General features: G+C 67.2%; 12 protein-coding genes. 6 read left to right on the top strand and 6 right to left on the bottom strand.

The features are described 5' to 3' along the window. Positions 1-58: 58 nt before the first annotated feature. A complete protein-coding gene (locus ABD333_RS32030; protein WP_344546275.1) occupies positions 59-1909 on the bottom strand; it encodes a caspase, EACC1-associated type in 1851 nt (616 codons plus the stop codon). Between the two features lie 4 nt (positions 1910-1913). After that, on the bottom strand, positions 1914-2324 hold the full coding sequence (locus ABD333_RS32025) for an effector-associated constant component EACC1 (RefSeq protein WP_344546274.1): 411 nt from the start codon (positions 2322-2324) through the stop codon (positions 1914-1916). 779 nt (positions 2325-3103) lie between these two features. Here ABD333_RS32025 and ABD333_RS32020 point away from each other — a divergent pair. Beyond that, positions 3104-3955 carry a peptidoglycan-binding protein gene (locus tag ABD333_RS32020; protein ID WP_344546273.1) on the top strand — a complete coding sequence of 284 codons (852 nt, stop codon included), beginning with the start codon at positions 3104-3106 and terminating at the stop codon, positions 3953-3955. A gap of 1462 nt (positions 3956-5417) precedes the next feature. After that, positions 5418-6209, top strand: a complete 792-nt coding sequence (locus ABD333_RS32015; RefSeq protein WP_344546272.1) for a Crp/Fnr family transcriptional regulator — start codon at positions 5418-5420, stop codon at positions 6207-6209. A gap of 759 nt (positions 6210-6968) precedes the next feature. On the opposite strand, the gene ABD333_RS32010 is transcribed toward ABD333_RS32015, so the two are convergent. The 3 genes from ABD333_RS32010 to ABD333_RS32000 all read right to left on the bottom strand — a co-directional run bounded on the left by ABD333_RS32010 (position 6969) and on the right by ABD333_RS32000 (position 10413). Beyond that, complete coding sequence (locus ABD333_RS32010) at positions 6969-7256, bottom strand: hypothetical protein (RefSeq protein WP_344546271.1); 288 nt, start codon at positions 7254-7256, stop codon at positions 6969-6971. Between the two features lie 221 nt (positions 7257-7477). Further along, positions 7478-9742, bottom strand: coding sequence for an ABC transporter permease (locus tag ABD333_RS32005; RefSeq protein WP_344546270.1), 2265 nt, complete (start codon positions 9740-9742; stop codon positions 7478-7480). Next, complete coding sequence (locus ABD333_RS32000; protein WP_344546269.1) at positions 9739-10413, bottom strand: ABC transporter ATP-binding protein; 675 nt, start codon at positions 10411-10413, stop codon at positions 9739-9741. Before ABD333_RS32000 ends, ABD333_RS32005 begins: the two co-directional genes overlap by 4 nt. 138 nt (positions 10414-10551) lie before the next feature. Between ABD333_RS32000 and ABD333_RS31995 the strand changes: the two genes are divergently transcribed. The 3 genes from ABD333_RS31995 to ABD333_RS31985 all read left to right on the top strand — a co-directional run bounded on the left by ABD333_RS31995 (position 10552) and on the right by ABD333_RS31985 (position 12473). Further along, entirely contained in the window at positions 10552-11325 is a 774-nt protein-coding gene (locus ABD333_RS31995) for a sensor histidine kinase (protein ID WP_344546268.1), read from the top strand. Continuing rightward, on the top strand, positions 11322-11969 hold the full coding sequence (locus ABD333_RS31990) for a response regulator (protein ID WP_344546267.1): 648 nt from the start codon (positions 11322-11324) through the stop codon (positions 11967-11969). The genes ABD333_RS31995 and ABD333_RS31990 overlap by 4 nt, the downstream gene beginning before the upstream one ends. A 231-nt stretch (positions 11970-12200) precedes the next feature. Beyond that, on the top strand, positions 12201-12473 hold the full coding sequence (locus ABD333_RS31985) for a hypothetical protein (protein WP_344546266.1): 273 nt from the start codon (positions 12201-12203) through the stop codon (positions 12471-12473). A gap of 239 nt (positions 12474-12712) precedes the next feature. On the opposite strand, the gene ABD333_RS31980 is transcribed toward ABD333_RS31985, so the two are convergent. Then, positions 12713-13210, bottom strand: a complete 498-nt coding sequence (locus tag ABD333_RS31980; protein WP_344546265.1) for a transposase — start codon at positions 13208-13210, stop codon at positions 12713-12715. Positions 13211-13524: 314 nt separating this feature from the next. Between ABD333_RS31980 and ABD333_RS31975 the strand changes: the two genes are divergently transcribed. Further along, positions 13525-13755, top strand: coding sequence for a hypothetical protein (locus ABD333_RS31975; RefSeq protein ID WP_344546264.1), 231 nt, complete (start codon positions 13525-13527; stop codon positions 13753-13755). Positions 13756-13805: the final 50 nt, after the last annotated feature.

Here is a 13805-nt window from a genome sequence, read left to right as displayed (position 1 = left end):
GGTCACCGCGGCGAGAAGTGTCAGCCGCTCAATATGACGACGTACCGCCGCTCAGCGGTCAGTTGGAGAAGTCGCGGATCAGCGCGTCGTTGGAGTCGGTCAGCTGGATTCGGCGGGCCAGATCCTCCAGGGCACTCTGCGGGCTCTTGTCGCGGAGAGACGCGCGGAGGCCGCGAAGGGCCTTGAGCTCCTCGGGGCTGATGAGCAGGTCTTCGTTCCTCGTGCCCGACGCATGGACGTCGATGGCGGGGAAGAGGCCTTCGCCCGCGAGATCGGAGGTGAGATGGAGCTCCAGGTTGGCCGCGTCCTTGAGCTCCTCGATGAACATGACGTGGTCGTGGGGCGCGGACGGGGCGGGCGGATTCAGGGTCGCCATGACGGTCAGAGAGCTGCCGTGCTCGATCCGGCGGGCACTGCGAAAGAGGTCGAGGAGGGAGGGCGACAGTCCGGGGAAGCGCGAGAGCCGGGTCAGCGAGTCGAGGAGGAAGACCACGTCATGCCCGAGCTCCACCAGGCGCTTCGCCCGTTCGATGGCGACCTCGGCGGTCCTGGCACGGTCGTCGTTCACGCCGGTGACGTCGAAGGGGATCACTTCACCCTTGATGGATCGCCGCAGCTCGGTGACCTCTTCGGGGCGAGGGTTCGCCAGGACCACCATCAGATGGACGTCGGGATCGTTGCGCGGGATCGCGTCGGCGATCAGCCGCAGGGTCGTGGTGGCGCCCGACCGGGGATCAGCGAAGATCAACCCGCGCTGACCCTTGCCGATCGGGCAGATCAGGTCGATGAGGCGGGTGGTGACGCCGTCGCCGTCGGTCTCCAGGCGCAGCCGCTCGTTCGGATGGACAGGGGTGAACCGGGCGAACTCCGGTCGATCCCGGATGAAGGAGTCGTCGGGATCCAGGCCGTTGACCGTGTCGAGGCGGGTCAGCTCCGGCAGCGGCTGATCCTCGCTGCCTCGGGGGACCGCGCCCGTGAGCACATCACCCCTGCGCAGTGTGGCGTTGAGAAAGGAGGCCGGGACGGAGACATCGTTGGGGCCCGGTTGATAACCCGAAGTCCGCACGTGCGCGCCGTTCTCCGTTATTTCGAGGATGCCGGCGATGGGGAGGGACGTCTCGCTGGTGGTCTCCGGCTCGTCCTGGGGTTGCGAGAAGACCGGCGATCCTGACGCACGGTTGCGGGCGAGCGCGAGGAGCCCGGCGGTACGGGTCGTGCGGCGCTGGGGCAAGGGAAGCCCCTCGGCCTTCATCGTGACGAGAAGCTGCTCGTACACGTCGTCGATGGTGAGCAGATCCGGCCCGCCGGGCACGCCGAGCCGCAGCAGACGCAGGAATCGTCCGGAGAAGGCCGGGTGCTCCTCACCGGGGAGGATGAGCGCCAATCGATCACGTGGCGCCGAGGTGAGCACGTATGTGCCGTCCACGTCGATCTGGCCGATCACCTCGGCGACCGGATCGGCCATGGTCTCGCTCACCGCACGGCCCGAGAAACAGCAGTCAAGAATGATGACCTTGGTGGTCGCCGGGCTGTCCAGCACGGCACTGCGCAGCTTGTCGTATTCGAGCGAATTGAACTCGGGCTCGGCCCAGTCGCTGTCAGGCAGGGCGAGGTAGAGCTCGTGCCTCTTGCCGCCTACCAGGCCATGGCCGGTGTAATAGACGAACAGCAGGTCTTCCGCCTGCCGGGCCGCGAGCCTGAGCCGGTAGCCCAGCTTGCGAATGTCTCCCTCGTCGACCATGACCGTGCAGTTGCTCTGCGGTATGAGACCGTGGCCGGGCTCGGTGAGGATCGACGCCAGGTCGCGGATCGTCCGGTCCACCACCGGCAGGTCAGGGAGACGGTCATCGGTGTAGGTGCTCGCACCCAGCAGCACGACCCGCGAGCGCTGCGGGTTGGGGAGGCCCAACGCGTCAGTCTCTCGGGAGCACCGGGGGGCGGAGCGCCCGGCGGACCAGGGTCTCGATCTCGTCACCCGGCACGTTGTCGGTCTCGATCTCCACGACCGCCCCGGACTCGTTCTCGATCCGGATCCGTACCTTCGCGCCGCCCGGGCGAGACAGCCAGGCGGTCAACGAGGTGACCAGGACCGAGACCGTGCCGCCCGAGCCGACCGCGATGAGCAGCGCCTGCGTGAGCGCGCCCATCTCGCCGGGCCGCGGCGGCTGCGCGTCCATCCGCACCCGGCCGGACAGTTCCGGCTCTCCCCTCAGCCAATCCGACAACGATTCCAACGCGGACGTCCCGCCCCCGTCGTCGATCACGGAAATCCGAGCCTGCACGCCTTCCCCCTTCTGCCACTGCTTCGCTGAGTCTGTCTTCATCGCCCTACCTTGTACAGGCACTTCTACGAATTGCTCGGCGACGTCGCCATAGGACGTGACGGCACCGCGTTGCGTTCCCGTGGGGACCTTTCACGTGCGTCCCTCTTGACCGTTCAGTAGCGGGGCCGGCGCGCCCGTGCGAGCGCTGCCTTGCGTTCCAAAGTGGACGACCTTTCAGCCACGAAAGCGCGGTGCCCTCTCCCCGCCACGTCCCCGAACGGTCGCGCCAGCCCGATCAGCCGTTCGTCCCTGGAAGCCGACCACCCGGAACTGGGCGTTCAGCATCCAACTCGGCTGCTCCAGCGGCCGGCGACCCCTGTCCGGGAAGACGTGGAGATCGACCCCGAAGCCGTTCTCGACGATGACGCTTTGGCGTTCGGCTCCCGTCACTGCCCGGCGCCTCGTGGACGATCACATTGCCGCCGCCTGGGGCGAAGACGCGTCCGTTGTCCCGCGGGCGGTTGATCTGGACCCGTGACTCAGCCGGCGTACCGGACCGCTCCACTAGCGCACCGAGCTCGGTCGCGGCCTCGGGACGCTCGTCGAACAGCCGCTCGAACTCCAGCGCCCACAACCCGCCGAGGCTCTGCCGCGCGAACTCCGCGTCCGCTGCGGCTCCCTCCGAAGACGCACCAGCCCCGCCGCGGTCACCGCAATTATCCAGACCCGGCCGGACGCGTCCGGAGTCGGCTGGACAATGTCGATCTTCTTGTGCCCCGGGTGATCGATCCGATGGACTTGTGGCATCGCCTCGCAAGTTCCTGCAACCCGGAGAAACAATGAAGCTCCCCACATACGCCGCTGCCCTCGTGGCGACCGGCCTGCTCGCTTCCCTGACCGGACCGGCCGGAGCGTCCGAGACACCCGCGGCGCGCAAGCCCCTGCCGAGCGTGAACATGGAAGCCACCGTCAAGGCGGCCCAGATCGACCCGCGACGGCCCAACAACAAGCTGACCCCGGGCGCCAAGGCCAGCGTGCTCCTCGTCGAGCGGGCCCTGCGTGACCGGCGCCTGCTCGCCGCGAAGTACGTGGACGGTCACTACGGCACAACGACGGTCGCCGCGTTCACCAAGTACCAGAAGTCGCTCGGCTACAAGGGCATCGCCGCCAACGGCCTGCCGGGCAAGGCGTCGCTCACCAAGCTGGGAGCCGGCCGATTCAGAGTCACGTACGCCATCGGCCCAGGCCCCCGAGTGCCCAGCGGTCGTTTCATCCTCAACACCCGCACGAAGAAGATGCTGGCCGAAGCCAAGCGCCGGCTAGGCGGCCGCAACCTCGTGCTGGACCAGGGTTCGTACAACCCCGGCGGTGACCCCACGTCCAAGGGCACCCACGACGGCGGCGGCGTCGTCGACATCTCGGTGAAGGGGATGAACGCCGCCACCCGCACCAAGGTCGTCCGGGAACTGCGCCGAGTCGGCTTCGCGGCATGGGTGCGCAGCCCCCGCCAAGGCAACTGGCCATGGCACATCCACGCCACCGCCATCAACGACACCGACCTGTCCACCCCGGCCCAGCACCAGGTCGGTGACTACTACCTCGGCCGGAACGGACTCGCCAACCGCGGCAAGGACGACGGCCCGAAGGTCCCCATCCGCACCTGGGAGGAATACCAGCGCGCCCGCCGCTGAACAACGCCGCCAAGATGGCTCCGGGCAACCCCGCCCGGAGCCATCGCCTTTGGCGACCGTTCGCGCCATCTACAAGACAAGTGCCTGACAATCGACAACGTGTCGTACTCGCCAAGACGATCTCTGTGGCGAACGTAGTCGGCGGCGTACTTCCTTCGCCTCACAGCGGTGCGACCAAGCCGCTGTCCGCGCAAGAGCTAAAGGAGCCGCAAATGCAGGCACCACCGCGGCCAAGCCGGCAGGCGGAAGGGCGAGGCAGCGCCACAGGCACCACCTGGTCAGTCCCTGGAGAACGAGCGGATGTGCGGGCTCGAGTCGCAGCTGACCGCGAGGAAGCCACTACACGCGTCTGAGGCTGGACGATGAAGCGTCCGCTGACAAGTTGTGAGAGACGGTTCTCTCAAGCGGTGTAAAGCTGCAAGCGCGTTGCGGAGGAACGAGATCCCTCCTGTCATGTCTCCCACTGGTCAGAGATGACAGCTGGGTCGCGGCGGAACCGGGCCAGCGACCTTCCAATTTCCCGGAAGTAGCAACGATCACGATCACGCGAATGCTGCCAAGGTAGGCGATGCGTACGGGTCGGCGTCGTACTCGACGAGATGTGCCAAGGCTTCCCCGGCGTTGGGGAACAGTGCCCCCGGCGGCGGACCTGGTCCTGCCAGATCGTCCAGTCATCTCCACCTCGTCCGCACTCCGACGGCGACCTGCCCGGCTTGCAGCATGGGGCGGCGAGAAACCACGGGTCCGAGGACAACCGATCTAGGGCTGCTCGCCCCGGGTATCTGAAGCGGAGCGTCAGCGCCTCCGTCTCAGCTCGTGACGGTGCGGCGACAAACCGTTGCCGGACGTTCTGCCTCCGAAGTCACTCGAGCTTTCCCGCTCGCCACGGGTGCTGGATTCTGTTCACGGCTGTTCCATGTCGTTCCGAGCCGTACGGAAACGAGGAACGGCCGTCGAGTTGGCGTCTTGCTCGCCATCATTGTTTCGGATGCGAAAAGCCGAGGCTTGCCAGTCCGGTGTCTGCGTCCAGGTGGGGCCGTGGGGGTGGAAGCCCACGGACCCACCCCTCGGCCACGGAGTGCATACACGAGCGTCCGACGGATTGCAGCCGAAGCGCCTGAATTTCTATATCCGCCTGCGCTTCATGCTGATCCCCTAGTCTCGGGACCGCCAACATCGCAAGTGTGGTCGGGCTTCCACGCAGTCCCCGATCACGCTCTCTTTGGCGAGCATATTTCAGGCATCGGACTGGCAAGTCGAGGGAGTCACGTGAATCAAGATCCGCTTCCCATCATGGCTGGGGTGTTCGTCACCATCGCGTTCTTCGCGTTGGTTGCCTACCTCGCCTCGATTCTCCGCTCTTCTCATCGCCCATATCTGACGATCAGCTCTCTCGTAGGGCTGGTCACAGCCTTCCCAGCACTCCTCTATGCATTGCTCGGATAAAAGCTGGGTACAGGTCGTGGTGCAAATCTTCGAAGGCTCCTTCTTTACAACGTTCCCGGACCGGGAACGTGAAGTACTCCTGTCCTCGGCCCAAAAATGCCAGTTCCAGCCCCGGGAACCCCTCAGCCACGCCGGGAAGTTCTCGGAGGCTGTGATCGTCATCGTGCACGGCTGGGCAGCCGCTGATGTGCCCATCGACAGAATGCTGACCTATGGCCCGGGCGACTGCGTCGGCTTCGAGGACGTGGCCAGGCAGAACCTCGCCACATCGACGATCTGGGCGCTGACAAAGGTTCATGGCCTGTCCATCGACAGTGCCAGTTTCTTGGAAGTCTTGGAGGGATTTCCGCAAGTCAGTGAGCTGATATCTGCTCAACTTGAGCGCGACCGTCCAGCAGCTCGGCCCGAGATAACTAAATCGCCGTGTAACCACTCTTCATCAGTGACCGACCTCCCAGAGGTAACAGAATTCGTCGACCTGCTCAAGGCATACCATTTGGCGTGCGGCCAGCCCAGCTACAGGAGGCTCACCCAATTGTCGTACAGCCAGCGGCATGGCAACTTTCACTTCGCCCCTCTTTCGCCGGCTGCCGTCAGTGACGTACTGAACGGGCGTCGACGGAACAAGGTGCCTCGCTGGGAATGGGTCGCAAGTTTCATTATTGCGTGTCTAAGGCACGCACAGCAGTCTGCGCTCACAACTTCATCGGAGAGCGAGGTATTGCAGCGGTGGCGCTCACTCTATGCTGCCGCCCACAAAGAACAGACCACCGTGCGGCGTGACTCTCAACTCGATCCGTCCTCCTGACCCTTCGGCTGCGTTGCTCCACCCTTCCGACCGGCCTCGCATCCGGGGACTGTGCAGTCGTGCCCAGTCTCGCCGGTCAGAGAGCGGAGCGCGGCGTCCTTAGTGGCAACAGGCGCGAACGGCGGGCCGAAGGCGGGATTGGTAGCGCAACCCTGGAAGTCGTCCAACTTCCAGGGGATCGGAGGAGCGCTGCCCTCTGTACCGCCCAAGACGGCAGCAGCCGGCCCAAACCATTCCGTTGCCGGAAACCGCGGTCAGGGCTCTGTATGAACACGAGATCCGCCAGGACGGCGGCTGGCAAGCCGCCTGGATGACCGCAGGCGCACAGTCGACAAAGGAAGATGACGTGCCCTATTTCGAGGCTCTCTTGGCCGCCCGAGACCTGTGTCCCACGTTGTGGGAGCTACTTCGTTCGCGAGAGTATCCATTGCCGGCCGATTGGTTCAATGGCTATCGCGCGTCGGTCGGCGAATTATATGAAGTGTGGGCATCACTAAGGGTGAATTATCCCCCTGGGGAAGTCAGGTAGTTAGTGAGCCATACTTGTCGCAGCGCTTTGCTGAACTACTCGCGCAATTGGAAGAACGTCCCCTTGAGTTCAAGTTCGAAATGCTTGAGCTCGGAGCCGCTTTCGTTTCGCCGCTTCCGGACTTGCCGCTTCAGTGTCGGAGCCTCCATGCAGCTTCCGTGTTCGGGATCCGCCAAACGATGCGGATCTACTCGTCCAGGAGCCGCGAAGGGCCGTAGACACAAACGCGATCAATGAGGTACAGAAGGGGCAGGCCAGAACGCCTCTGGCGCGATGCCATTGGTCGTCGTCACCATCGCTCGGCACAACGCCTTCACCTGGCGCACGATGCGTGGATCGGATTCGAGAGGTCCGAGCCCGGCGACGGGCTCCGGGTCGAGGTCGTCCTCCCGCATCACCAGAATCGACCGCTGAACCACATCGGGCTCGGCTTCGATACGGCCGAGGGTCCGCGCGAGGAGGAACACTTTGAGCCGACTAGGCAGTGTGCCCTGCCAAAGGCTATGCAGCGTAGCCATCTAACGCTCATGCGCAATGCGTTGGCAGTGGCGAGGCCGTGGTTGGCAGAGCAGGCTGATGTTCGTTGTGGATTCGGGCCGGTGGCTTCTGCAGGTCCGGCGCTACGGCCGGTCAGTCAGGTCCGCCATGCCGGGCCGCGGGCGATCTGCAGCACGATCCGTGCCCGGAACACCTGCCGGTGTGGGAGGGGCCGGTCTGGGCCGCGGGCCCCTGTGTCCGGTCATTCCGAGTGCAGGGCCGCGGCCGTTCTCAGCCGGGCCGCGCGGCCTGCGGGGATCAGGGCGCCCAGCAGGGCGATCGCTACGCCCGCCAAGACCAACAGCACCATCAGCTCCCAGGGAAAGATCTCGGTGAGGCCGTAGGGGAAGACCAGGCCGCCGGTGCCGCCCATGGCGGGCAGCACTACGTGGTGGGCGGCCAGGCCCAGCGGCAGTCCGATGATCCCGCCGAGCAGGCCCAGTGCCGTCATCGAGCTGAGCACCACGGCCATGACCTGCCCCGGTGTCGCGCCCAGTGATTTGAGCACGCCGAAGTCGCGTGCGCGGTCGCGGGTGTTGAGGACGACCGTGTTGAAGACCCCGAGTGCGGCGACGGTGGCCAGGCCGAGTGTCAGCAGGGCGATGAGCCCGAGCACGATCAGCTGGCTGGCCTCGACCTCATCGGCGGCCGGGTGGGCTTCCACGCCCTCGGCGCGGAGCGCGGCGGCGTAGGCCTCCGGTGAGGTGCCCGGAGTGAGAGTGACCTCCAGGAAGGAGCTGGAGAGGCCCGATCCTTCGGAGGCCGGGCCGCCGAGCGCGGCGAGGGTGCCCCAGTCGGTGAGGATGCCGTCGCCGCCGTCCACGAGCGCGGTTCCGACGATGCGCAGCGTGGCCTTCCTGCCGTCCTTGGACACCACGACGGCGTCGCCGATCTTCTTGCCGGTCTTCTTGAGGAACGGGTCGCCCACGACCGCCTCACCGGGACCGGTCAGCCAGCGGCCGTGCACCATCCGGTGACCGTGCCGGTCGGTGACGGATCCCTGGTACGCCCTGGTGTGCACGGCCCGGTCGAATCCCGGTACGTGGAGCTGTTCGAACCGCGTGACGGTGACCTTCGCCGTCCCGGGGCGTCCGTCCAGGGAGATCGACCGGCCGGGCGGGACGGGGACCTCGACGTCCACGCTGCCGGTCTTCTCCGCGTCGGTGAGGTAGGCGTTGATGGTCCGATCGAGACCGACGCTGAACGTCACCGCGGCCACCCCGAACGCGACGGCGGCGACGGTCATCGCGCTGCGTGCCGGCCGGGCGAGCGGCAGGCCGAGACCCAGGCTGACGGGGCGCGGCACCCGCATCCCGGCCAGCGCCCGCTGCGCTCGCAGCGCCCGGCCGCGGTTCGGCGCCGCACCCGCGCTGACCGCGATCGCCGCTGGTATCCGCCCCGCCCGTACGGCCGGAACCCCCGCGGAGACGGCCACGACCGCGAGCACGCCCGCGAGGGCCAGCACGTCCACCGTGAGGGAAACACCGCTGGCCTTCGGCAGGTCGAACGAGTCGGCCAAGGCGGTGGCGAGCACTCCGGCCAGCAGGTTGCCGATCGCGATCCCGGCCAGACCGCCCAGAACGCCCGGCACCGCCACCATCATCAGGTACACCCCGGTGACCTGCGTGGGCGTGAACCCGAGGGACTTCAGCACGCCGATGTGCCGGAACCCCGACACGACCGTGCCGCTGACCACGTTCCCGATGGTGAGCACCGCGACGATCAGTCCCGCGATCCCGAACGCGACCAGGAACGGGATCGCGACCTTGCCGTTCTCGGTGGCGTCGGAACGCGACACCAGGTAGCTCTGGCTCGCGGTCACCGGCAGCCCCGCGGTGACCGTCCCGGACGGAGCGTCACGGTCGACCAGCCGGTAGAGCATCTGCAGGCCGTCCGGGGCGGTCAGCTGTCCCGGCGCCACCCACGCCTGGGCGGACCTGGTGATCGACCGGCCGATGCCGACGATGGTGAACGACGCCCCGTCCTCGAAGGTGATCTTCTTGCCGACCGGGTCGAACGGGAACCGCCCGTAGTCGCCGGCGAGGACGATCTCGCCGGGACCGGTGGCCCAGCGGCCGGACCTGAGCGTCAGCCGGTCCACTGGGTCGTCGCCACGCGCGGTCCGCGCCGCGACCACGACCGGGCCGGGCGGGAACGACTCCGGCCCGGCCGTCTCCGAAATCGTCATGACCCGCGTGGGATAGGGCCCACCCGACGCCGTAACGCCCGGCCGCGACGCCGACGCCGCCACCTGGGCGGGGGTCGCCTTCGCCGCGTCATAGCCGACGGTCAGATGTGCGCCGTGCTGCTGGGCGAACGCTCTGTCGTACGGGCCGTCCACAGTGGTCAGCAGGCCCATCGCCATCACGATCGTCGCGGTCGACAACAGCAGCACCAACGCGATGATGGACGTCTGAAGCCTGCGCCGCCGCACCGCGAACCGCGCGGCCCGCCACACCGCCCTCACCGGGTCACTTCCACGGCGACCCGCCCGTCCTCGAACGCCACCACGCGGTCGGCGACCCGGGTGGCCAGCCGTTCGTCATGGGTGACGATGAGCAGTGTCTGACCGATCTGGTTGAGGTCCAGCAGCAGGTCCATGACCTGCTCCCCGGCACGTGAGTCGAGCGCGCCGGTCGGCTCGTCGGCCAGCAGCAGCGCCGGCCGGTTCATCAGCGCGCGGGCCACGCCGACCCGCTGCCGCTCCCCGCCCGACAGCACCACCGGATAGGCGTTGCGGCGATCGGCGATGCCGAGCTCGTCCAGCAGTTCCATCGCGCGGGTCTTGGCCTGCTTGCGCGGAATGCCCAGCAGCTGCGCGGCCAGCGTCACGTTCTCCAGCACGGGAAGGTCGTCCAGCAGATTGAAGAACTGGAAGATCATGCCGATCCGGCGGCGCCGGTAACGGGCCAGCTCGGCCTCGCCCATCGCCGTGATGTCCTCGCCGCGCACCGTCACCGTGCCCGACGTCGGACGATCCAGGCCCGCGATCATGTTGAGCAGGGTCGACTTGCCCGACCCGGACGGGCCCATCACCGCCACGGCCTCACCCGCCTGGATGTCGAGGCTCACCCCGGAGAGCGCGACGGTTTCGCCGTACTCCTTGCGCACGTCCTTCAGCCGGACCATCAGTTCCATGGCAGGGACAGTACGAGCCGGTCCGCCCACCGCGCGTCAGGCCCCGGATGTAAGAACGCGGCCGGCTCATCCGGGGGATGTAGGGCCCTCGCACACGGGGATGATGTGATCCGTCCCAGTTCAAGCCAGGATGGTGGGATGTTGTCCGCGTGGATCGTGCCTTTTCTCATGGCCGTCCCGTGCGCGTGGGCCCTGTGGGAGCGGCGCAGGCGGCGTGCCGAACTCGGCGCGCGGATCTGGCTGCTGGAACGCGAACGCGAGAGCGCCGCGTACCGAGCCGTCGAGGAGGAACGGGCCAGGGTCGCGCGGGACCTGCACGACATCGTCAGCCACAGCGTCAGCGTCATGGTCATCCAGGCGGGCGCCGCCCGGCACGGCCTGGACGGTGAGGCCGAGGAGGCGCTGCTGGCCGTCGAACGGACGGGGCGGGAGGCGATGACCGAACTGCGCCACCTGCTGGGAGTACTCGCACCCGACCCCGACGGCCACGACGCCTTCGCCCCGCAGCCGTCGCTGGCGCAGCTCGGCAGCCTGGTCGACCGCATCGCGTTCGCGGGCCTGCCGGTGGACGTGACCGTGACCGGGGAACCGCGTCCGCTATCTGCCGGAATCGACGCCACCGGGTACCGCATCGTTCAAGAGGCGCTCACCAACGCACTCAAACACGGCACACCCGGAGCGAGGGCGGAGGTCAAGGTGAGCTACGGAACGCGCAACCTGCGACTGGAGGTGCTCAACACCGGCCCGAGCGCCCTCACCGGCACCACGGTCGCCGCCGCCGAGAACAAGAAGGGCCGCGGCCTGGCCGGCCTGCGTGAGCGCGTCGCGGTGTACGGCGGAGACCTGGACGCGCGGCGGCGGCTGGGCGGCGGCTACCGGGTGCGCGCCCGAATCCCACTGGAGTCGGCATGACGCGGGTGCTGATCGCCGACGACCAGACACTGGTGCGCGGCGGGTTCCGGATGATTCTCACCCGCGCCGGAATCGAGGTGGCCGGCGAGGCCGCCGACGGGCTCGAAGCGGTCACCGTGGCCCGACGCCTCCGTCCCGACGTCGTCCTGATGGACATCCGGATGCCCGGCATCGACGGCCTGGAGGCCACCCGCCGCGTCCTCGCCGACCTCCCGCACTGCCGGGTCCTGATGCTGACCACCTTCGACCTCGACCAGTACGTGTACGCGGCGCTCGCAGCCGGCGCCAGCGGGTTCCTGCTGAAGGACATCACCCCCGAGCACCTGGTGTCGGCGGTGAAGCTGATCGCGACCGGCGACGCGCTGCTCGCCCCGTCCATCACCCGCCGGCTCGTCGAACGGTTCGCCCGCCCCCAACCGGCCCCCGAGGGCCTGGACGACCTGACGCCCAGGGAAAAAGAAGTGCTCCGCCTGGTCGGCGGCGGCCTGTCCAACACCGAACTGGCCAACCACCTCCAGCTCAGCGAGGCGACCGTCAAAACCCACGTAGCCCACATCTTCGCCAAACTAGGCCTCCGCGACCGCGCCCAGGCCGTAGTAGTCGCCTACGAATCCGGCCTAGTAGTCCCAGGCTCCCCCGAGTGACCCACGCACCCTGACCGAAGCTCGTACGCTCCGCCCCTGCCGTAAAGACCGGATTCCGATTCAAACCCAAGGCTGAGCCACAGGGCGGAAGGCGTTCGAACGGTGCACTCCCATCAAGACTGAGAGACGGCGTCGAACCCCCGACCTTCCAAGTGCCAACCGCTCCGAGGTAGGACGGTGTCCGACGGTGCGCGCTAGCCCTTCATCTGCGGATAGGTTGGTCATTCTGTGATGGCAGGTCTGAATCGGTGGCCGAAGATCGACCGTGAAGGTAACCCCGAAGATGCTGCGCTGCTCATCCTGGAGTGGCTCGCGAAGCATGGCGTGAACGCCATGATCAGGGTGGACCCCGAGCGGCTTGCTGAGGGCAAGCCCGCATGGACCTTCGTCGCTAGTGGCGGTCCGTTGAAGGCAACGACACGGGTCGATGCGGACACCGCCAACGAGTGCTTCGCTCGTGCACTGGCTTACCTGCGTGAGGCTGGCCTGGTAGTGCCCTGGTGAGCGCGGAAGTTCGTCATCCTCGCGCACGTGCCCTGGCTTGCCGCTGCGTACCTAGGACGGGCGCACCCGGGCTGCGCTTCTCATCCGGCACCTAGCGCACCGGGGACCCTAGGGCCTCAGAGGAGTTGCTCCTCGGTCGCGGTGCAACTGCCTAGGTCGATGTCGTTCTGCCGAACGTACCCCGGCACTCTCCAGCGACGTGCGGAGGCCCGGGTCCCGGGCGTAGACCTCATCACCGGTCACCCAATCGGTGAGTCGGCGGCCCTCGGCAGGCAGGTCGGCCAGGAGTTGGCGACCCAGCTCGCGCTTGGTCGCGAAGACGCCTTCGTCGGGGACGCGGCCCGTTGCCGCCGCTGTGGAGCGGTGGCCTGTTCTGCGGGCAGGTACAGACGGGCGCCGACCAGGGCGTGCCCGGCGGCCGTGGCGAAGCTGCAGTACACGACGTTGATGGCGTTGGAGACCCGGCTCGCACAACGTATTGGCGCTTGACTCCGATCATGGCGGTGACCCGACTCGTCCAGGATCGCCGCCGCGTCACTGTCGTCCAGCCGGTCGCGCGCAAAGCCGCGGACCTGGGCAATCGCCCACTTCGCGCGCTCCAGCAGGTACTGCGTCTTGCCGGGCGTGGCGTCGTCAGCGTGTTCGGTGATCGTCCAGCAGTTCTTGCGCGGCAAGCCGCTCATCAACGCCGGCATGTGCTTGCGTGCCGAGACCCGGTGCTCCACCTGGCGAAACATCCGGCCACCACGGCTATCAGATCGTCGAAATGGCCGCCGACCGCTCCGGCAACATCGGGCGGCTGCCCTGCACTACGAGGCGGCCGCTGAACGCCCAGATCGCGGTTTACGACCGCCGTACCAGGGCCCGGAGGTCGAACCGGCCGGGTGGATATCACTGGATCACCCGAAATGATAAACCGACCTTGGCTGCGGCACCGAGGTTTATGGGGAATCACGTAGATGATCCCACCTGCATCCTGACACGATTTCGCCAAGTCAGAGCCATTGCGGGCAATGGGTTCGCGGGCTCGAAAAGGATGTGAGGTACCTCAGTGAACGAACAGCGAACGAATCTCGTCAAGAGAGTCGCCGCGACGGCAGGAGTGGCTGGGGCATTGGCCATCGGTGGCGTGATGACCGCGGGGGCGGCGAGCGCGGAAACGGTCAGCAAGCCCAGTTCGACCGTGCTCACCAATGTCACGCCCGGGGTCGTTGACGCCAGCATCATGGCCAACAGAACCTGCTGCCAGAATCAGCAGGTTCAGAACAACACCTGCTGCTGAGACCTGGTGGGGCGCGGATGAAGCGAGGCCGCGCCCCACCATTCCATCGA

Origin of the sequence: Actinomadura fulvescens (assembly GCF_039533225.1) — a bacterium.
Classification (GTDB): domain Bacteria; phylum Actinomycetota; class Actinomycetes; order Streptosporangiales; family Streptosporangiaceae; genus Spirillospora; species Spirillospora fulvescens.
Note: the sequence above shows the minus strand (reverse complement) of the source record. Positions and strands in the feature narration are given on the sequence as shown.

Coding starts and splice junctions, on each gene's coding strand:
- ABD333_RS32025 (WP_344546274.1), bottom strand. CDS start 2,324: ATGAAGACAGACTCAGCGAAGCAGTGGCAGAAGGGGGAAGGCGTGCAG.
- ABD333_RS32020 (WP_344546273.1), top strand. CDS start 3,104: ATGAAGCTCCCCACATACGCCGCTGCCCTCGTGGCGACCGGCCTGCTC.
- ABD333_RS32010 (WP_344546271.1), bottom strand. CDS start 7,256: ATGGCTACGCTGCATAGCCTTTGGCAGGGCACACTGCCTAGTCGGCTC.
- ABD333_RS32000 (WP_344546269.1), bottom strand. CDS start 10,413: ATGGAACTGATGGTCCGGCTGAAGGACGTGCGCAAGGAGTACGGCGAA.
- ABD333_RS31995 (WP_344546268.1), top strand. CDS start 10,552: ATGTTGTCCGCGTGGATCGTGCCTTTTCTCATGGCCGTCCCGTGCGCG.
- ABD333_RS31990 (WP_344546267.1), top strand. CDS start 11,322: ATGACGCGGGTGCTGATCGCCGACGACCAGACACTGGTGCGCGGCGGG.
- ABD333_RS31985 (WP_344546266.1), top strand. CDS start 12,201: ATGGCAGGTCTGAATCGGTGGCCGAAGATCGACCGTGAAGGTAACCCC.
- ABD333_RS31980 (WP_344546265.1), bottom strand. CDS start 13,210: ATGTTTCGCCAGGTGGAGCACCGGGTCTCGGCACGCAAGCACATGCCG.